17 protein-coding genes are annotated in these 20,446 nt (G+C 38.4%); 2 read left to right on the top strand and 15 right to left on the bottom strand.

Going from position 1 to position 20,446, the window contains the following annotated elements:
- The 5 genes from T501_RS10045 to T501_RS10025 all read right to left on the bottom strand — a co-directional run.
- A partial coding sequence (locus T501_RS10045) for a hypothetical protein (RefSeq protein WP_044914637.1) occupies positions 1-198 on the bottom strand: 198 nt, incomplete at its 3' end.
- A gap of 106 nt (positions 199-304) precedes the next feature.
- On the bottom strand, positions 305-2,176 hold the full coding sequence (locus T501_RS10040) for a serine hydrolase domain-containing protein (protein ID WP_050008246.1): 1,872 nt from the start codon (positions 2,174-2,176) through the stop codon (positions 305-307).
- The gene (locus T501_RS10035) at positions 2,157-4,106 is read right to left on the bottom strand and encodes a heavy metal translocating P-type ATPase (RefSeq protein ID WP_044914635.1); all 1,950 of its coding nucleotides are present in this window, start codon (positions 4,104-4,106) and stop codon (positions 2,157-2,159) included. The genes T501_RS10040 and T501_RS10035 overlap by 20 nt, the downstream gene beginning before the upstream one ends.
- A 60-nt stretch (positions 4,107-4,166) precedes the next feature.
- Entirely contained in the window at positions 4,167-4,382 is a 216-nt protein-coding gene (locus T501_RS10030; protein ID WP_026510374.1) for a cation transporter, read from the bottom strand.
- A gap of 51 nt (positions 4,383-4,433) precedes the next feature.
- Positions 4,434-4,751, bottom strand: coding sequence for an ArsR/SmtB family transcription factor (locus T501_RS10025; RefSeq protein WP_026510373.1), 318 nt, complete (start codon positions 4,749-4,751; stop codon positions 4,434-4,436).
- Between the two features lie 198 nt (positions 4,752-4,949).
- Between T501_RS10025 and T501_RS10020 the strand changes: the two genes are divergently transcribed.
- A complete protein-coding gene (locus T501_RS10020; RefSeq protein WP_207641189.1) occupies positions 4,950-5,564 on the top strand; it encodes a hypothetical protein in 615 nt (204 codons plus the stop codon).
- A gap of 21 nt (positions 5,565-5,585) precedes the next feature.
- Here the strand turns inward: T501_RS10020 and T501_RS10015 are convergent, their stop codons facing one another.
- The 7 genes from T501_RS10015 to T501_RS09985 form a co-directional block, all read right to left on the bottom strand.
- A complete protein-coding gene (locus T501_RS10015) occupies positions 5,586-6,224 on the bottom strand; it encodes a phosphoribosyltransferase family protein (RefSeq protein ID WP_026510371.1) in 639 nt (212 codons plus the stop codon).
- Positions 6,225-6,373: 149 nt separating this feature from the next.
- A complete protein-coding gene (locus T501_RS10010; RefSeq protein ID WP_044914631.1) occupies positions 6,374-7,057 on the bottom strand; it encodes a TVP38/TMEM64 family protein in 684 nt (227 codons plus the stop codon).
- Entirely contained in the window at positions 7,054-8,403 is a 1,350-nt protein-coding gene (locus tag T501_RS10005) for an MATE family efflux transporter (RefSeq protein WP_197027945.1), read from the bottom strand. The genes T501_RS10010 and T501_RS10005 overlap by 4 nt, the downstream gene beginning before the upstream one ends.
- Positions 8,404-8,418: 15 nt before the next feature.
- Positions 8,419-9,927: a coproporphyrinogen dehydrogenase HemZ gene (hemZ, locus tag T501_RS10000; RefSeq protein WP_044914630.1), complete on the bottom strand. Its 1,509-nt coding sequence runs from the start codon at positions 9,925-9,927 to the stop codon at positions 8,419-8,421.
- A gap of 41 nt (positions 9,928-9,968) precedes the next feature.
- Positions 9,969-10,655, bottom strand: coding sequence for an MBL fold metallo-hydrolase (locus T501_RS09995; protein ID WP_026510367.1), 687 nt, complete (start codon positions 10,653-10,655; stop codon positions 9,969-9,971).
- A 71-nt stretch (positions 10,656-10,726) separates the two neighbouring features.
- The gene (locus T501_RS09990) at positions 10,727-13,006 is read right to left on the bottom strand and encodes a RelA/SpoT family protein (protein ID WP_044914629.1); all 2,280 of its coding nucleotides are present in this window, start codon (positions 13,004-13,006) and stop codon (positions 10,727-10,729) included.
- A 23-nt stretch (positions 13,007-13,029) separates the two neighbouring features.
- A complete protein-coding gene (locus tag T501_RS09985) occupies positions 13,030-13,554 on the bottom strand; it encodes an adenine phosphoribosyltransferase (RefSeq protein WP_026510365.1) in 525 nt (174 codons plus the stop codon).
- Positions 13,555-13,910: 356 nt separating this feature from the next.
- On the opposite strand from T501_RS09985, the gene T501_RS09980 reads away from it, so the two are divergent.
- Positions 13,911-16,991, top strand: a complete 3,081-nt coding sequence (locus tag T501_RS09980) for a hypothetical protein (protein ID WP_155994833.1) — start codon at positions 13,911-13,913, stop codon at positions 16,989-16,991.
- Between the two features lie 48 nt (positions 16,992-17,039).
- On the opposite strand, the gene T501_RS09975 is transcribed toward T501_RS09980, so the two are convergent.
- From T501_RS09975 to T501_RS09965, 3 genes are read right to left on the bottom strand one after another with little or no spacing between them, the layout of a single operon-like run.
- Positions 17,040-18,143, bottom strand: a complete 1,104-nt coding sequence (locus tag T501_RS09975; protein ID WP_044914625.1) for a hypothetical protein — start codon at positions 18,141-18,143, stop codon at positions 17,040-17,042.
- Between the two features lie 18 nt (positions 18,144-18,161).
- Positions 18,162-19,679 (bottom strand): HAMP domain-containing sensor histidine kinase, encoded by a 1,518-nt coding sequence (locus T501_RS09970; protein WP_044914624.1) that lies wholly within the window; start codon positions 19,677-19,679, stop codon positions 18,162-18,164.
- 33 nt (positions 19,680-19,712) lie between these two features.
- Positions 19,713-20,387, bottom strand: coding sequence for a response regulator transcription factor (locus T501_RS09965; protein ID WP_044914622.1), 675 nt, complete (start codon positions 20,385-20,387; stop codon positions 19,713-19,715).
- Positions 20,388-20,446 lie beyond the last annotated feature (59 nt).

The raw sequence follows: 20,446 nt of genomic DNA, 5'->3' as shown, positions 1-20,446 counted from the left end.
AAGCCTTTTTAAACTTCCTCTTATTTGGTTATCTCTATCCTCCAATGTTTGCCTGAGAAAATCTCTTTCCAGTCGACCGAATTCGGCATGTACACCTCGTTCAAACTCTGCCATTCGGGTAGGCTCTTTTGCAAAATCCTCACGTAGCTTTATAAGATTTTCTTCCACCTTTTCCCAAACTTGTTTTATACTGTCCATAAGGACACCTCCCGTGCTTTTTGTTTTGGCCAACAAATACCTTAACACAGAAGGTTGTCCTTTTTATTTATGTTGTGCACAATTCTTGTGCTACATTCTATCAATCCTACAAAAACTTTACCCTAGCACCGTGAAGCTTAGGACGAACCGTATCCTGAATTGCCAATATAAGTGCATCAAGTGCGCCGTAGTCAGTCAGCTTATTTTTTACAAAACCATTGATTCCCTTCAAATCTTCAAGGTTACCAAACTGGTTCAGAATATTTATGAGCATTCCACTTCCCGGTATTTCATCAAATCTTATACCGATATTTGCCGGAGCTTTCTCAAATAGAAATGAAATAGCATTATCATGTTCAAGCGGCTGTCTTTTCCCAAGATAAATATTCATCACTCTGGCGGTAGAATCTTCTGTAAAATAAAACTCATTTCTTATAACAGGTCTGCCGTATTCGTCAGTAGAAAACTCTGATATTGTAGCGACACTGTAAATTTCACCGTGCTCATCAATATCTGTCAGAGCCGCTTTCCCATCCAGTCCGCATTTTATTTCATGAGTCTTTTCTCCCTCCTTAATAAGAAGGTAAAAAGCACCGTTTGCATTATTAAGTTTAAAGCCCACAGATGAAATACCATCGGTAAAGTTATTATGCATTATCTGCATAAGTAAAGGCATGAATCCTACGCCTTTATCATCCATATCGTAAACCACTCCATCCAGACTCTTCATAAGAAGGTATCTGAATTTGTGACTCATTCCGAGAGTACTTCGCTTTTTCTTTTTATTCCAACCTCCCGACGGTATACAAAATGAAGTTTCAGGCTCATCCTGAACACTTTTTACAAATTTCGCAAGGCTCCTTTGAGCAGCGATTACCTCATCTGAGATTTCGATGGGCGCATCTTCTACCTCAAGCTCAGCCATAAGATTATATACAGTTCTGGACATATTGCCCTTTTGGAAAAGGTCCTCATTGCCTGCATTCGTGACTATCATCATATTAATGTCAGGGAAAACATACACGTTCTGTCCAAGCATTCCGTTAAATGTATATGCCCCAAGTCTTGAACTGCTGTTCCAAAGCTGAAAGCCATATCCGGGAGCAGAAGTAACCCCGGTTGGTATCTGCATTGTTGTTGCAGCTTTAACCCATTCTTCAGGCAAAATCTGTTTGCCGTCATAAGAACCATTGTTAAGATATAGCTGTCCCAGTTTAGCCATATCTTCCATTCTGAGGTACATTCCCCAGCCGCCTTTAGTAATTCCCTGAGGACAGGTCTCCCAGAAGACTCTCTTTATTCCTAAAGGCTCGAATAGTCTGGGTTTTAAATAATCAAACATGCTCTCGCCAGTGACTTCACTCACTATCGCTGAGAGCATGTAGGAATTCATTGAATTATACTCAAAGGATGATCCTGGTGTAAATTTAACCTGAGCCTCCAGAAATTGTTTTCTCCAATCATTGGAAGCAATTGAGCCTGATTCATTAAATGAAGAACCACTTGTCATTGTCAAAAGATGTCTTACAGTGATTCCACTTGAAAACAGACTTTGTAAAGGTCCCTTCATTCCTTTGAATATATCTTCAATCTTGTCTTCTAATTTAATTTTTCCTTCGCATACAAGAAGACCTATAGCCATTCCTGTTACGCTTTTACACATAGAATGAGTAACATGCCATTTATCCATATCAAATGGTCTGAAAGCACACTCACCTATTACATATCCATTTCTTACTGCCATTGCTTTATGCATATGACAGCTGTTATTCTCATGTAGTGTCCTGAATAATTTCTCGATAAATACACTACTTACCCCCTGCTCCTCCGGAGTACATCTGGGAAGAGATGTCTCCCCCTCTGTATCCGTTGGAAAAACTATCTTCTGAGGGGTGTAAGTTACTTTACTGATCTCGCCTGTCTTGTGTCCAATCAGCTTCATTAAAAGCTGTATTACTTCAAGCTCTGACTTTGCCATTCATATCCTCTTTCGACCATCTCATGGCTCTCATTGAATTAAGAATAGCAAGTACGGCAACACCAACATCACCAAACACAGCCATCCACATGGTCGCAAATCCAATAGCACCAAGAAACAGTATCAATATTTTTACAAAAAGAGCGAATACGATGTTTTCCTTTACAATGCTCAAGGTTTTTCTGGCAATTTTAATTACTGCTGAAATCTTACCTATGTCATCATCCATAAGAACTATGTCTGCCGCTTCAATGGCAGCATCAGAACCCATGCTTCCCATGGCGATTCCAACATCAGCTCTCATTAGAACAGGAGCATCATTAATACCATCACCAACAAATGCAACCTTACCACCACTGTTATTGTTAAGGAGATATTCCACTCTTTCAACCTTATCTGCTGGCAGTAACTGCGAATATACATCATCTATTCCGACTTTTTCTGCTACGACCCTGGCAGTATCTTCGTTATCACCTGTGAGCATTACAACCTTCGTCACGCCGGCTCTCTTCACACTCGAAATAGATTCTGCAGCACCTTCTTTTATTGTATCAGATATTATGATTGTTCCAAGAAAAACTTTTCCCCTGGCTACATAAATAACGGTTCCCGGCTTATCAGATTCAGTAAAATCTATCTCATACTTCTTTAGAAGCTTGGCATTTCCGACAAAAATCATTTCTTTTCCAAGAAGTGCAGTTATGCCGTGGCCTGCCACCTCTTTGATATCTGAAAGCTCAGTATTATCATCGCTCAAAGAACTGTTATTACTATGCATTTCTTCATGATATTCTATAATCGATCTTGCGATCGGATGATTTGAAAATTTCTCAGCACCGGAAGCGATACATATGATTTCTTCCTTTGTGACATCAGCACTTGCAGGAATTATCTCGCTTACCTTGAATTCACCCTTAGTGATTGTACCTGTCTTATCAAGAACCAGAGTATCTGCCTCAGCTATAGCCTCAAGGAAATTACTTCCCTTAACAAGAATACCCATCCTGGAACTTGCACCAATACCGCCAAAGAATCCTAAAGGCACTGATATAACAAGCGCGCAGGGACAGGATACTATAAGGAAAATACAAGCTCTTTTAACAGAATCTGCTATAGGCATCATTCCAAGAATCGGAGGAATTATTGCAAGTAAAGCAGCTCCAATTGTTACAACAGGCGTATAATACCTTGCAAATCTGGTGATATAATTCTCCATTCTTGATTTCTTGTTGCTGGCATTTTCAACAAGCTCAAGAATCTTGGCAACTGTAGATTCCTCATATTTCTTCGTTGTTTTTATCTTGAGAACACTATCCTGATTTACGCATCCGCTTATGACTTCGCCGGATTCCTTAACTCTTCTTGGAACAGATTCACCTGTGATGGCAGAAGTATCTATAAATGATTCACCTTCTATTACTATTCCATCGATTGGAATCTTTTCACCGGGCTTAATCAAAAGCAGTGTTCCTATCTCTACGTCCTCAGGGTCTGTTTCCTCGATCTCACCGTCATCCTGGATCACATTTGCATACTCGGGAGCAATACTCATAAGCTCAGTTATTGACTGTCTTGACTTTCCGACAGCATAACTTTGGAAAAGCTCTCCAATCTGGTAAAAAAGCATAACTGCCAGTGCTTCTGAATATTCACCAATCGCAAATGCACCAAATGTGGCAATCATCATCAGGAAATTCTCATCAAACACCTGTCCATGAGAAATATTTACAAACGCCTTCCTTAACACATCTATGCCAATTATCAGATACGGAATCAGATATATGATAAATATTGCCGGAGTATAGAACACACCAAGAATGCTCAAGCTCTCCGGCGAGATAATGCCGGTATTATCAAGTATAAGTAATAGCAGAAATATTATAAGTACGGCGATTATTCTGTTTCGGGTTTTCTTCATCTTTTTAGTCATAGTACACGCCTCTTAAAAAAACTATATTTAATAAAAGAGCCTGTATTGGCTCTTTTTTTGTCAGATTTCAATCTCACAATCAGGCTCTACCTTTTTACAAGCCTTAACTGCAGCATCCAGGATCTCATCATATCTGTCATCATCTGCATCAAGAGTAAGCTTCTGTGTCATGAAATTTACTCTGGCACTCTTAACACCATCAATTTTATTAATTGCATCTTCCATCTTTGCTGCACAGTTTGCACAATCAACTTCACATTTAAAACTCTTCTTCATCTTTATGTCCTCTTTTCTTTATAATAATTAGAATTTATAACTACGTTTATCTTACTGTTCTTCAATATGCTCACGTCCCATTGATATAATGGTTCTCACATGATCATCTGCCAGATAATAATACATTTGCTTCCCATCACGTCTACTCTTAACGAGCTTATTAACCTTCAAAATTTTAAGCTGATGAGAAACTGCTGATTGAGTCATTCCAAGATTATCGGCAAGATCATTTACACAAAATTCTGATGCAAATAACGCGAACAAAATTCTTATTCTTGATGAATCACCGAATACCTTGAATAATTCAGCGAGATCATACATCTCTTCTTCATCGGGAAGCTCGTCAAGCTTACATGATAATGCAGCCATATTTGACCTCCTTTCATAAGCGTTTACATAAATCTCATTTAAATACTTTCATTTAATCATATGAACGATTGTTCATATGTTGATTTAAATATACATCCGTATGTCTCTGATGTCAACATGCTTTTTTATCTTTTATAAACTATTTGAAGCGTTGTAAAATGTAAGTGAAATTGATATTGATATTAAATAATGATTTGATTGGGAATTTATAGAAATATGATGGAGAGGCCTTATAAATACGAGTATTTAACAAAAAATGCAAAGACGATAATTGATTCAGGAACCGGCTATCGTGACGATACGCTTTTTCCCAGAATAACTGCGCTTACCACAGACAAGCATAATCCCATAGATGTAGTAACCACAGAAATTATGTACTGCGGAAAATATGAAGTATGTGATTTTCTCATAAACCACTACTCTGCTCTGTTATCACGGAGTGAATACAGACTTCTTGCAAGCCTTGTAAATGAAATAAAAACAACAGGCTTTCCGATTATGGACATAGATAAACATGATCAGTTAAAACGCGTTGCCAGTAAGCTCACAACAAACTGTAATTACTGCCTCTGGCTCTGTTCATCTCCTGATGATATCTACAATCATTACCTTAAGACATATATTCCAAAAGCTGACAGTCTTCAAAAAGGCTATGCTTCTACCTGTCCTGATTATGACATTAAGTCCTCTCTTTCACTTGAAGAATATAAAAGCAGGTATGTTAGTACAATAAACATACCTGCTGAAAATATCGTATTATGTGATATGGGAATCGAAGGAATCCTTGTGGCCTTCAATTCACCAGATATATAACCAATTCATTAATGGAACTAATTATAAAGTAGAATATCCAAATCCATTACAGATAGCATCTACTACTACACCTTCCTTGCATAAAGGACAGTTATCCGGAGCGTAGCTTGCATAGTCCGGAAGATCTCTCGTTGAAAACAGGGACATTATCGGATAATTCTCAATCTGTGTAGCAACGGAGAAAATTGCTGCAATTCCGACTACTTCACCCTGATAGAATCTTACAGAATCCAATGCACTCTTAAGTGAACCACCTGTTGTAACGGAATCCGAAATAATCAAAACCTTCTTGCCGGTTATCATATGCTTATTGTTATCTCTGAACATTATCTGTCCGTTAACATTGTATTCAGGTCCTGTTATGTACATCGTCTTATGGGCATTAGTTGAGATAACCCCTGCCTGTGTCAGCTTTTCAGCAAGATAAGAGCCTACAACTTCCATACCATTGAGGCAAAGAATTGTGTCTATGGCACCCGAAGCTATATAAAACTCTGCAAGGGATTCGCCTGCAGCTCTTGCTTCCTTCATTCTGGCCTTGGCATCACAAAAATCAATAAAGTAATTAACATGGGAATTGGGTGTAATAAAATGCCCTTTTGTGTTACGTAGAATAACTTCATTATTTCTGGAATATTCAATCTTGGTATAGCCTTGCATAATTCCTCCTCCTGCAAATCAGTAAAGGTAAATCATTCAGTAACTCTATACATAATAATAACATATCAAAATTAAAATATTCAGTTAATAGTTAATCTTTTATACAAATTTTAGATTATATGAAGCATAAATAATCTGCTTTTCCAAAATCAGATTTCATCGATGTTATTATCTTCCTTACGAAGCTTCTTTATCCTAAGTAATACTACCACGTAAACCAAAACTGCAATAATTGCGCCAAGTATCAGAACACCATACTGCTGTTCCTGAATCTTATTCCCGCCATAGCTGTATAAAAAGATGTGAGGAAACCTTGCGATAAATGTAATAACCATCCACATCAGAACCTTCTCACCAGAATAATATCCAAACCATGCATAAGTATCCTTGGGAAGCGGTAAAAACATGAACATTATATGAATAAGCTTTGGACTGCCTTTCTTTATGTATTGCTCAACGGATTCAATTTTCTTTTCAGGAAACAAGTTTTCAAGGAGCTTTCTTCCAAATTTCCTTCCAAGTAAAAATGCTACGGTGTTACCTATGGTCGCAGCTAAGTCACATATAAGTGCTCCATAGAATCCACCAAGAACATATCCTGCACCCATATAAAACGGAGTACCCGGAATACAGGTAGATATTGTCTGCACAGTTACAAGAAGGCAGAATACCAGAAGTCCCATGGCTCCTCTGCTTTCTATATAAGCCTTTAATTCATCCGGATCACCAACAAATTTCAGCATCGGTTTTCCTATGAAAAAATAGACAGCAATCAGGAATGCTGCAATAAAGATCACTATAAAAAGTTTTCTTATAAGATCTTTTTTCTTCACTTACTCTGCTCCTTAAAATGTCTTATTTCTGAATAAGCAAGCGGTATTGAAACTGCAATTGAAAATATATCGGCAATAGCCTGAGTAATTTCAACTCCAAATAATCCAAATATCTGTGGCAGGATTAAAATAAGCGGAATAAAGAATATTCCGTTCCTGCAGGAAGCCATTATTGATGCCTTAATACCTTTACCTATAGATTGAAGCATCATATTTGTCATAACTATGCAGCCGCTAAGAGGAAGCGTCGCTGCGGTCCACTTAAGGGCCACTGATCCAACCGCTATAACGTCGGGATCATTTCTAAAGAAAGAAATAATCTCACTTGAAAAGAAATAACTTATTGCACCAAGTATACATAAGAAAATCGTCGAATACTTAACGCAGAAAAAATATCCTTCTTTTACACGATTTTTAAGACCGGCGCCGTAATTAAAGGAACATACCGGCTGATATCCCTGACCAAAGCCTATAAGAGCTGATGACATCATCATCATAACTCTGGTATTTACTGACATTCCTGCTATAGCCGCGTCTCCACCATAGGTTCCCGCAGCCTTGTTCATAAGGAGTGACGCGATGGCAGCAAGTCCCTGCCTGAAAAGTGATGGCGCACCACCATTTATTATCTCTTTCAAATAATAAGCGTTTAATCTCACATTTGATAAGGAAAGCCTTATATTTTCACCTCTGCTACTACCTATTAGCAAAACAACAAAACTAGTAAGCTGTCCCATAATTGTAGCAATAGCTGCCCCTGATACTCCCATGTCAAATACAAAGATAAGAAGTGGATCCAGTCCCATATTCATCACTGCACCGCACATGAGACCTATCATTGCATAAACGGCACTTCCCTGAAATCTTAACTGGTTATTTATTACAAACTGACCAATCATAAAAGGAGCACCAAACAGGATTATCCTCATGTATTTTCTTGTATCATCAAGGGTTGTCGGTGTCGCACCAATGAGCCTTGCAAGATCATCTACAAATATATTCCCAACAATTGCAATAACAAGACCAAGTATTAAGGCAAGGGCAAATCCGGTTGAAGCCATTTCATTTGCTTTCTTGGATTCACCTGCTCCAAGCATTCTTGATAAAAAATTCCCGGATCCATGGCCACAGAAAAATCCCGTTGCCTGAATCAGAGCCATTACCGTAAAAACAAGGCCAACTGCTGCAGTCGCCTGTGTTGATATCTTCCCTACAAAGAACGTGTCTGCCGTATTATATATTCCCGTTACCAGCATGCTTATTATGGTTGGCACAGCCATCTTCAAAATAAGCTGAGGTATTGGTGTCTTTGTCATCATGTCATATCTTTTATTATTCTTTTGCATTCAAAACTCCGTAGGCTATAACGAGAACAAAACACGTTTGCGCTCTATCATTTCCTCTATATTATTCATATACAATGTAATATCCTTTACATTGTCGCATCTTTCAATTCTTCCATCACCATATACTCTTTTTGTTACAGTTCCTGCTCCTAAAGCCACGATTGACTGCACTTCCTCCATCATGAGGATATTGTAAATCCCGGCTTTTCCTTCTCTTGCATAACCTGTATTTTCAAGATTGCCGGAAATATTCTTCTGTCTATAGAGATAATAAGGAGATAGTCCCATTCTTCCGGCGCTCTCTGCAGCAATCTTCATCATGGAGCCTGTATCACCTGCCACAAAATATCCGTTATTTCTGATATGCTCAGCAAGTCTTGATCCTCTCTTTACGGATAAACTGTGAACCGTAAGATCATCAGGAGAAAGCTTCTCAATCTCAGACATTGTATGCTTAACATCTTCTTCGGTTTCACCGGGAAGTCCCAGGATTATATCCATGTTAATGTTGTCAAAGCCTTCTTCCCTTGCAGTTTTATATGCATCTATAAACTGTGCAACTGTATGCTGCCTTCCAATTCTTTTAAGAGTTTCATCACTCATTGTCTGAGGATTTACTGAAATCCTGTCTACACCACAGTTTTTCATTGCTCTAAGCTTTTCTCTTGTTATGGAATCAGGGCGGCCTGACTCAACTGTAAATTCCCTGCACTCCGACAAATCAATCTTTTCTCTCAGATAGCTGATAAGTCTGGTCATCTGATCAGGGCTTAGCGTTGTAGGTGTACCACCGCCTATATACACTGAATTAACTGTTTTGCCTTTAAAGTTTTCTGCTACAAAATCAATCTCTTTTTTCAGACATTCTATGTAATCATCAACCTTTTTAGACCATGTTACTATTGGAAATGATGTAAATGAGCAATACAAACATGTGGTGGGGCAAAAAGGTATTCCAAGATAAATACTATATCCATCACGGTAGTTTATATCATCCAGTATCTTCTTTTCCCTAATAGCAATGTTATATGCCAAATCAGTTTTCTCGTCAGACACAAAGAAAGTATTTTGCATGTACTTCTTTATATCATCTTCCTGTTTTCCTGCTTCAAGCATTTGCATCGGTATTCTGGTTGGTCTTATTCCGGTAAGCGAACCCCAGGGAAGCTCATGACCTATTTCCTTTGAAAGCTCCCTGTACATCATCTGCTTAAGTGCATTCTTTGGAGTTGAAAGAGATGCAGATGTTCCGTTTGTTGAACTATCTGCACCTTCCTCAGAAGTGGCACAGATTGTCTTTGCTTCAGCACAGGAACCATCCTTCCTGATGATTTTCATGGAAATCTCGCCTTTTTCCTCTTCCAAAAAGATTTCTATTTTAAAGAGAATATCATTTTCATCAAATTCTTTTTTTGCGATTTCTTCATCAGTTAATACACTTACATCCTCTTTAGAATAAAATGCTTTCACCAAAGAATGAATATCATATTTATATTTGTCCTTGTTAATTCTGACTAAAATCATTTATATTTCCTTGTTAATAGCTTTGTTAATATTCGAAATTATTAGAGAAATGGATTATTCTGTTTCTCATATCCGATAGTTGTCATATCACCATGTCCCGGGTATACCTTAGTATCATCCGGAAGTACAAACAACTTATCATGGCAGGAACGAACAAGCTCAGACATAGATCCTCCGGGAAAATCTGTTCTTCCCACAGAGCTCTCAAACAACGTATCTCCGCTTATAAGAATACCATCCTCAAAGTAGAAGCAGCAGCTTCCCTCAGTATGACCCGGTGTAGCTAAAAGCTTGAACTTTAGCCCTGCAGACTCACATTCTGCACCATCCGGCAGAAATCCATCAGGCTTAATGGTTATGCTTCTGCCATAATCAGCAGACAGATTATATTCCGGATCCTCGCATAATCTCTTCTCATTTTCATAGGCATAGATTTTTGCACCGGTGAGTTTTCTAAGCTCATCTGCTCCGCCAATATGATCAAAATGAGCATGAGTCAGATATATTGCATCAACTTTAAATCCCCTCTTATCAAGCTCCCGGTAAATAAGTTCTCCCTTATCCGCAGGATCAAAGAATACAACCGGCGTATAATCTTCTTCCTTATGGGGATCTGTACTCACACTATGATCTTTACCATCCTCTATAAAAACAAAATAGCAGTTAGTCTGCACCATTCCCAGGCACATTGAGCCAACTGCCACAGTTCCTATTTTATTATTTTTCATTTAAGTATCCCTTTCTGATACCATGTGCTAACAGTACACTAAGCGCGAATAACGCGCCAAGTGATTAACTATTAGCCTGTTGTTCTTTCGATATCGATGACGCTGTCAATATTTCTTATCTTATCAACAATCTCTCCAAGCTCCTCTCTGCTTGAAACCTGGAATGAAGTTTCCATTGTGGCAAGTCCCTGCTTACTGGTTCTGGTATTCATAGAAAGAATATCTACATTCTTCTCAGTAAGAGCTCTTGATACATCTGCAAGAAGCCCTGATCTGTTATTGGCAAAAATATTGATGGTTGCAACGTACTTCTCACCAAGTGCATGACTTTCCCACTTAGCCTCAATAAGTCTTGTTCTGTCCTCATTTTGCATAGCGCGGACATTTACACAGTCCTTCCTATGGATGGAGACGCCTCTTCCTCTTGTGACAAATCCAACAATGGGGTCTCCAGGTACAGGATTACAACATTTTGAAAATCTTACAGCAACATCATGTATGCCTTTAACGATTATAGCGCTTCCTGTACTGCTGATCCTTGGCGTAACATTTGATTCGGCAACCGCAGCAAGAACTTCCTCATCAGTCATGTTCTGCTTGTGATCTTTATCATAAAGTTCAAGTATTTTATTAACTACCTGACCTTCCTTAAGTCCGCCGTGTCCGACAGCTGCAAGTACCGCATCCCAACTGTGGAAACCATATTTTCTCACGATAAGGCTCTGATATTCCGGCTTTATGATATTGTAAATATCTATGCCTTTAGCCTTACAATACTCTACAAGGGCTTCTTTACCCCTGTTTACATTTTCCTCTTTAAACTCATGCCTGAACCACTGGTTTATTTTATTCTTTGTTGAAGTGCTTCCAACAATGCTGAGCCAGTCTCTGCTTGGTCCCTTTGAGTTCTGGCTGGTAAGTATTTCTATTCTGTCGCCATTTTGAATACGATAATCAATAGGAACCAGTTTACCGTTTACTTTGGCACCTATCATCTTATTACCTACAGCACTATGAATACTATAAGCAAAATCAATAGGGGTCGAACCTGCAGGTAGATTCTTAACTTCTCCATTAGGTGTAAAGCAATATACATCTTCAGAAAACAGATTGAGATCACTCTTAAGCAGATTCATGAATTCCTGGTTATCTGACATATCCTGTTGCCATTCAAGGATCTGTCTGAGCCAGGTAAGCTTCTCTTCTTCCTGCCTTTCGACATGTTTTCCATCTGATGCTTCTTTATATTTCCAATGAGCTGCAATACCGTACTCAGCAGCACGGTGCATTTCATATGTTCTGATCTGTATTTCAAAGGGCTGTCCGGATGCACCAATCAGCGTGGTATGCAATGACTGATACATATTGGGTTTAGGCATCGCAATATAATCTTTAAATCTGCCCGGAATAGGTTTATACATCTCATGTATTACACCAAGAGCAGCATAACAGTCCTTAACAGAATCAACGATAATTCTTACTGCAAAAAGATCATATATCTGATCAAGGGTCTTGCCCTGATTGTGCATTTTCTTATATATACTGAAGAAGTGTTTTACTCTTCCGTTAACTTCTCCGGGAATTCCCGCAGCACGGATATGTTCCCGAACAACTGCGCATATTTCATCGACGTACTTCTCTCTCTCGACTTTTCTCTGGGCAACTCTCTTAACCAGGTCGTAGTAAATATCAGGTTCAAGATATTTAAGCGAAAGATCATCCAACTCAATTTTTATCTTACTGATACCAAGTCTTCCGGCAATCGGACTGTAAATATCCAATGTCTCCTGGGCAATTCTCTGCTGCTTAACAGGCGGCATATGCTTCAAGGTACGCATATTGTGAAGTCTATCCGCAAGCTTAATAAGAATTACACGGATATCCTTCGCCATTGCCAGGAACATTTTCCTGAGATTCTGCGCCTGCATCTCCATCTGATCAGGTGTCTTAGACGCGTAATCCCCTGACAATTCCAGTCCTTGCAACTTGGTAACACCATCAACAAGAAGAGCTACATCTGCTCCGAACTGCTCACTTATCTGTTCCTTCGTATAAATGGTGTCTTCAACGACATCATGCAGAAGTCCTGCCGCAATAGTCTCCTTATCCATTTCAAGATCAGCCAGGATAATAGAAACACAGAGCGGATGAATAATATAAGGCTCACCCGACTTTCGCCGCTGATCCTTATGAGCCTCAGCGGCAGCCTGATAAGCCTTCTCTATCAATGTTATATCATCTGATGGATGGTATCTGCGGACACGGGTAATAAGCCCTTCGTAGAGAGCTTCGGGAGACTGAAATTCATCGATTGATTCAATTTTTCCATCATCAAATTCTGTCTGGCCCATAATATATCTATCCCCGCAAATGTTTATTTGCCTTCGTAAGCAAGAGCTGAATAAAGCTTGTAATCACCAAGAGCTTCTCTGCCTTTAAGTCCCTTAAGTTCCATAAGGACAAGGATTCCCACAACTTCACCGCCAAGTCTCTCGATAAGTTTGGTCATGGCTTTAAGTGTTCCGCCTGTTGCAATAAGGTCATCTACAATAATAACCTTCTGACCGGGCTTAATTGCATCAACATGCATCTCCATTGCTGCTGTGCCATACTCAAGCTCATATTCTTCAGATATGGTTTCACAGGGAAGCTTACCCTTTTTACGAGCCATGGAAAAGCCCTTTTTCAAATTATAGGCTATAGCAGTACCGAATATAAAACCTCTGGATTCTGCACCTACAACTACATCAAAATCCACATCCTTAACCATATCCTGCATTGTATTTATAGCAAGCTGAAGACCATCCGGATCCTGGAGTACGGTTGTAATATCTCTGAACATAATACCCGGCTCAGGAAAATCAGGAATTGTTCTTACATAATCATTTAAATTTTTCATATCTATACCTCGTTCAAAAGAGTCTCTTTAACTAATAGATTATATCACGAATTTCATATGATGATGAAAAAAAATAATAAATTATTCTTAATATTACAATACTAATCCATAAAATATATGAAATTCAGCACTTGAATTCAGATGGCATGCTTAACAAAACAGAAAAAACAGTCCATTAATGCATTGTTTTCTGCAAATATCCGATTTTTATATTTATAAGGAAACTTTATATTCTGTTGCAAAATACTTGCATTTATTATCATATATTTTTGTAATTAATATTGCATTTTATGATTGAATATGTATAATACTTAAATATGGTTAACCGATTTACTTAGTAAGGAGATACAAAATAAATGAAACCCACGAAACTATTTCGAGGAATATTAAATACAGTGGTCACAGCTATACTTGTTACCCAGATCTTCTCTGGTTCAGCAATTTCAGTCATGGCCGGAGATGGAAATATTAATTTTCCAAATAAGTTCGTTCAGTTAAACGGTACACTTAATAACCAATCATATAGCGATATGTCTATAAATTCAACAAGCGTTAATAATGAAGCCGGCTTTGTAGATGCTATCTCAAAAGGCAATAGTGTTATTTTGAAAAATGATATCAATCTGCATGGTGATTCCATCAGAATCACTGATCTTAAATCGCTGGTTATTGACCTTAATGAACATACGCTTACCCTGTCACAGGAATATTCAGGTTTTATACTCAATAATTCCGAACTGACAATAATAAACGGTACGATTGCAGCAGGAACTAACAGCATCGAACATGCAGCAGATGTTGAAAAAGGTTCCTCTCTTTTCCTTGGCGGAGTAAATGTCAGAGACTTTACCAATTCTGCTATTCTTTCCATGAACTCCGATCTTACTATCGAAAACAGTAATTTTGCAGAAAACAAATCAAAAGGTGATGGTGCTGCTATAAAAATATCTGAAGGTGAATTTTTTGCAAATGGAAATAATACCTTTACTGAAAACTCTGCAGCTTATAATGGCGGTGCGATATTCTTTGATAAAGTTGTAAATGATATCAATCTAAGTAACGCTACTTTTAATAAAAATACTTCCGGATATGAATCCAATTATGATGTTTGGGGAAGTGGCGGCGGTGCCATATATGTGATGGGTAATAATAATCTCTCTATTGGAGATAATGTTGTTTTTTCTGATAACTGCTCCAATACAAGTGGCGGTGCCATTCTGTTCAAAGGCCAGAAACTCATTGTAAATGGCGGAACTTTCAGTAATAATATAGCCACAAATCACGAGGGCGGAGCTATCGCAGTTATTGGTAATTATCGCAGTGATTTCAGTCCATCTGCGACAAACGAAGCAGTTCTTACAAAAGGAACATTTACAGGAAATAAAACCGGCTATAAAAGTGATGGTATTACTCCCAATGGTAACTATCAGGATTGGGGAGGCGGTGCTATCTTCGTCGACGATGCATCTTCAATGACAGTTCCTGCTGATACCGTAATTACAGGCAACACCGCAGGTGGCTTTGGCGGCGGTATTGCAGGATGTTCAACCGGTAGAGTTTTCATATTTGGCGATGAAAATTCCAAGCCTATACTTTTTAACAACAATGGCGGAGATAAAAATAATATTCATGTTTCCGGAACAGGCTCTATGAAACAAGCTGATCACGAATATGCACTGAATAACAATACTTTTATGGAAAATGGATATAACGATTTCTTCTGTGCCCTTAACAGTACTGTTGCAAAAAAAGTATTTGGAGACGCAGTAATAACAGGTTCAATAGACCATGCCGCCATAAATACTGATGATGAATATTTTGTAGCTACATATTCTACCGGAATCAGCGCTCGTCTTGAGGATACAACTTCTGTACCTTCAGAGCCCAGCGTAAGAATGGAGAACAACGCTTCATATACACATGGTGGCGCAATTTTATGTAATGGCTATCTTGTTGTAGGTGACCCTGCATCCGAAATAATATCAGTAGGAAAGTCATTGGAATTAAATGCTTCAAAGGCTTTCGTAAAAGACGGCAGTAATGAGAAAGTAACTCTCAAAGATAATGAATTTGGCTTTAAGTTAGAAAATGAATCCGGAGAAGTCGTATTGACAGGAAAAAATAATGCATCCGGCAAAATTGCATTCGACAACAGACTTGTATTTGATAAAACCAATTGGAAAGTAAATGAAAACCATGAATTCACATATTATCTATCTGAAATTATAGATACAGAAAGTGAACAGACTATTTTTGATGAATCGAAATATACTATAAAAATTACTGTTACTAAAGAAGATTCTACAGCAAGTTTTGGAGCGCTGGATCTTAATAAAGAAAATTACGAAATAGCCACTGTTAGCATACTAAAAGACGATGAAGTCTTTAATGATTTCTATTTAGATAAGTCAGATGAGATGCATCCGGCAGTCCTTACATTAAATAATAGCTCTTCAGATAATACTAATGTGAATACCTATACATTTGTAAATAAACTTTTTGTTCCTGAAGAGCCAACTACTCCTGAGCCTGACGATTTACCTCCTGAGGAACCTACTACCCCTGATGAAGTTACAGGTGGTGATGCTCCTTCAGATGATACACCAAGCTCTGAGGAACCTACTACCTCTGATGAAGTTTCAGGTGGTGAAGTCACTCCAGGTAATGCACAAACTCCTAATGAGCCTTCTACTACCGACGAAGTTACAGGTGGTGATGCTCCTTCAGATGATACACCAAGCTCTGAGGAACCTACTACCTCTGATGAAGTTTCTGGTGGTGAAATCACTCCAGGTAATGCACAAACTCCTAATGAGCCTTCTATTCCTGAAGAAGTTGCAGATGGTGATACGCCAACTCCTGAAGAGCCTTCTACTCCTGACGAAGTTTCAGGTGGTGATGTTCCTTCTGGTGATACGCCAACTCCTGAAGAGCCTTCTATTCCTGAAGAAGTTGCAGATGGTGATACACCAACTCCTGAAGAGCCTGCCAACCCTGAAAATCATGAAGATCAGGTAACTACTGAGCCTCCGGTTACGCCTGATAGCCCTGCTACACCGGAAAACACAACTGAACCGGATACACCGGATATTCCGAATACTCCTAACAATCCTACAACTGTAGAAAATGAGGAAAGCCCGAAGAATCCTACTAATCCGAACCAACCTGAAACTTCGGAAAATGGCAATCCGGAACAGCCTAAGAATAATGATAATAACGATTCCAATAATGAGTCTGTATCAGAATCAGCTGATAACGATAAAGGCGTTCTTGGATCAATAAGAGAGCGTGTACTCAATAACCCTCTTGTTCTTGGAGCCAGAAGAGCATTAACATCAGATGATTCCTCTTCTATCTTTGTTCGCATACTGATAATTGCGTTTGCGTTAGTGTTACTTTACATTCACAACATTACAGGTAAACGAAGGAAAAAATAATTAATAGAAAAACTGCCACACAAACATAAACTTGTGTGGCAGCTTTTTTCACTCCAGCTTAAACTCTATCGTCTCTCCGCCCATATCTCCTATGAGTCCAAGCGATTCAACGTTTTTAAGTTTTCCGGCATCCATCTGCTTAATAAGTACCATACTCTTTTTGTCACCTGAAGGTATCATACCTTTAAATGAACTCAGGTCATTCTCAAGCATCGTTACATTTGTGTATCCAACATTTGTCCCATTAAGAATGATCTGAAAATGAGGATTGGCTTTAACCATATCAACAGAAATATCTGTTCCCGTTGTATTATTCAACCTGAAATTCAAAATAAGAAGCTTTTTACCATTAGTGGCATTTATAACAAAAATATCATCATTATCAGGATATGAACCTGCAACGCTGTACCCTGAATATGTAAGAAACATTCCTTTTGAAAGCTCCTGTCTCATGCCTTCAACTGTCCTGTCTGCTTCTGCAGAAAGGCTGCTGTCATCATTTCCTTCCGGAGTTTCTTCAGTGACAGGCTTTGTATTTTGAACATCATCTTCTTTTTTATGATTGGCAGATTCATTGTTTGTATTCTCATCTAAACCTGCATTTTCGATTCCCTGATCAAGCTCATCTCCAAACTTATCAAGAAGATTGTCGATATCATCTTCCAACTCATCGCCATTCTGATTATCTTTAGCTTCTGAACTATCCTCAGTATTCTCCGGCTGATTTGTCTCCCCACTTTCTTCTTCAGATCCATCTTCTGACATATTCTGATTTCCGAAACTTTCTTCCGTCTTAGCTGAATCATCAGAATTTTGGGCAAGATCAATATTTGTATCGTTTTCTGTATCTGATTCTTCGCCTTCTTCAAGATTCTGCGACATATTGGCAACTGCTTCTGCAGTAGCAGCATCTCTTTCAGCTTTCCTGGCATCACGGGCTTCTTTCTCCAGCTGTCTTTCAAGTTCCAAAGAACTTAATGATGAAAGCCTTTCAACCCCATTGTTAGAATACTTCATAAGTATCCCAACTGCATATTGAACAGTTTGATCATATTCTTCTTCTGTCATTTCAGGGAATTGCGACCCACACCCCGTCAACAGAATTCCTGTCATGATTCCAGTTATCAAAGCCTTAAAAACACGTTTTTTCATAAACGCCTCCAGAAGGTTTTATCTTGTCTCCAGCTCAAACCAAAACTCAACGCCATTATCATAATTCTTGACACCATATTCCTGATGCATGGATTCCATTATGGCTTTTACAATTGAAAGACCTACACCGCTTCCTCCGTACTCTCTGGTTCTGGCCTTATCAACCTTATAAAACTTTTCCCAGATATGATCTATACTATCCTCAGGTATGGGCTCTCCGGTATTAAAAATAGAAATTCGTACCTTATCGTCATGCTGAATCAGTTTTATTTCAACAATACAATCTCCATCCAGATGATTAAGCGCATTGCTGTAATAATTCATTAAAACTTCTTCTGTTTTGAACTCATCTGCCCACACGTAAATTGAAGGATAATCAGCCATCTGTACCTTAGCATTTTTCTGCTTCGTTAATATATCGGCAGATTTTATGTAATTCTTTATAGTCTCGGTAATATCAAAACGTTCCATTTGAGCAACATCATTACCAAATTCCAGCTGATTAAGGGTCAAAAGCTTCTTAACGAGCGTGTCCATTTTTGATGCTTCATCCCTTATGACATCACAATAAAAAGCCATGCTCTCCGGATCATCACTTATTCCTTCTTCAAGGCCCTCAGCATACCCCTGTATTAGTGCGATAGGGGTCTTAAGCTCGTGTGAGACATTTGATAAAAACTCACGTCTCATCTCATCAATCTGTTCTTTATGGGCAATATCCTGCTTCAGCTCATTATTAGCAGTCTTTAATTCTTTAATTGTTGTCTCCAGAGTCTCCGAAAGTTCATTTATGTTATCGCCTAAAATATCAATTTCATTTGTATTCTTCTTATTGTTGTTAGACTGATATTTTACTTCAAAATTCAGATTTTTCATCTCTTCAGAGATTTTGGACAACTGAAGTATAGGTTTTGTAATTCTGTTACTAAGATAGAGTATACTTATCGAACCGATAACTATTGCTACAATTCCGACGTAGAGCATGAATCTGTTGGATATTCCTACGCTCTCCCTGATTCCGGCAAGAGCACTTCTTACCATGACAATATATCCTGATTCAATGACGCCCCATATTTCCAGGTATTCTGTATTTAATCTTTTATCGTTCTCAATCTGAATCGTATAGTAATTATTTTTTTCAATAATCCTGCGTCCGCTGTCGCCATTTATCAGGAGGCTGTCACCTACAAGATTATCCCACAAAATGCGCGCCATATAATCAGCGTCACTTGAGGATGATTTTATCATCTGTGAATCAGCATCAAGAACAATCAGCTCTATGCCATAAGTATCACATATACTCTGAAGCTCAATGTCGTATTCATCAGTAGTAAAGCTGCCATCCGTTGATGCTGCATCGATACTTCTGTAAGCTTTTCTTACAACATCAAGCTGATGCGACATGTAAACTCTTTCAAGAAAAAACTGATTTATTATGACCAGAAACAATATCATTCCGACCATAACAAAAAGAAATAAAATATTAAGCTCTGTTCTTAGTGAAAGTCTTACTTTCTTCTCATTATCATTTTCCAATTGTAACTAACCTGCTTTTAAAAATTATTTATATTATGGCTCGAATTTGTATCCCATACCCCATATGGTCTTTATGAGATCTCCCTTATCACCCATTTTCCCTCGGAGCTTCTTAACATGGGTATCAATAGTTCTGGCATCACCAAAGTAATCATAATTCCACACATTATTAAGAATCTTTTCACGGGAAAGAGCCAGTCCCTTATTCTCTATAAAATAAGTCAGAAGCTCAAATTCTTTAAATGAAAGTTCTATTTCTTTTCCATCTATTGTTACGTTATGGGCAGCTTTATTTATAACGATACCACCGGCTTCAATTATGTCTTCGCTTGAACCCTGGGCAGTTCTTCTTAAAATAGCTTCTACCCTCGCAACCAGGATTTTAGGACTGAAGGGCTTTCCTATGTATTCGTCAACACCAAGTTCAAATCCCTGCAGCTCATCCCGTTCTTCTGTTTTTGCTGTAAGCATGATTATAGGCACTTTGGAATATTCTCTGATTTCACGGCACACCTGCCACCCATCCATTTTAGGCATCATCACATCCAGAATTATAAGAGCAATATCTTTTTCTTCAAAAAAGATGTCAACAGCCTTCTGACCGTCCTCTGCCTCAATTACTTCAAAATTATTTTTTACAAGGAAATCTCTTACAAGTTTCCTCATTCTTGATTCGTCATCAACTACAAGTATTTTTAATTTGTCCATATTTTCACTCTCCTAAACACAAATATACGCTGTAATTGTGTTCATTTTGTATCTAATTC

Origin of the sequence: Butyrivibrio sp. WCE2006 (genome assembly GCF_000701985.1) — a bacterium.
In the GTDB taxonomy this organism is placed as follows: Bacteria; Bacillota; Clostridia; order Lachnospirales; family Lachnospiraceae; genus Butyrivibrio.
Note: the sequence above shows the minus strand (reverse complement) of the source record. Positions and strands in the feature narration are given on the sequence as shown.

Bases quoted from the DNA above. Each gene is read 5' to 3' on its own strand.
- T501_RS10040 (WP_050008246.1), bottom strand. From the start codon at position 2,176: ATGGCAAAGTCAGAGCTTGAAGTAATACAGCTTTTAATGAAGCTGATT.
- T501_RS10035 (WP_044914635.1), bottom strand. From the start codon at position 4,106: ATGACTAAAAAGATGAAGAAAACCCGAAACAGAATAATCGCCGTACTT.
- T501_RS10030 (WP_026510374.1), bottom strand. From the start codon at position 4,382: ATGAAGAAGAGTTTTAAATGTGAAGTTGATTGTGCAAACTGTGCAGCA.
- T501_RS10025 (WP_026510373.1), bottom strand. From the start codon at position 4,751: ATGGCTGCATTATCATGTAAGCTTGACGAGCTTCCCGATGAAGAAGAG.
- T501_RS10015 (WP_026510371.1), bottom strand. From the start codon at position 6,224: ATGCAAGGCTATACCAAGATTGAATATTCCAGAAATAATGAAGTTATT.
- T501_RS10005 (WP_197027945.1), bottom strand. From the start codon at position 8,403: ATGCAAAAGAATAATAAAAGATATGACATGATGACAAAGACACCAATA.
- hemZ (WP_044914630.1), bottom strand. From the start codon at position 9,927: ATGATTTTAGTCAGAATTAACAAGGACAAATATAAATATGATATTCAT.
- T501_RS09995 (WP_026510367.1), bottom strand. From the start codon at position 10,655: ATGAAAAATAATAAAATAGGAACTGTGGCAGTTGGCTCAATGTGCCTG.
- T501_RS09990 (WP_044914629.1), bottom strand. From the start codon at position 13,006: ATGGGCCAGACAGAATTTGATGATGGAAAAATTGAATCAATCGATGAA.
- T501_RS09985 (WP_026510365.1), bottom strand. From the start codon at position 13,554: ATGAAAAATTTAAATGATTATGTAAGAACAATTCCTGATTTTCCTGAG.
- T501_RS09980 (WP_155994833.1), top strand. From the start codon at position 13,911: ATGAAACCCACGAAACTATTTCGAGGAATATTAAATACAGTGGTCACA.
- T501_RS09975 (WP_044914625.1), bottom strand. From the start codon at position 18,143: ATGAAAAAACGTGTTTTTAAGGCTTTGATAACTGGAATCATGACAGGA.
- T501_RS09965 (WP_044914622.1), bottom strand. From the start codon at position 20,387: ATGGACAAATTAAAAATACTTGTAGTTGATGACGAATCAAGAATGAGG.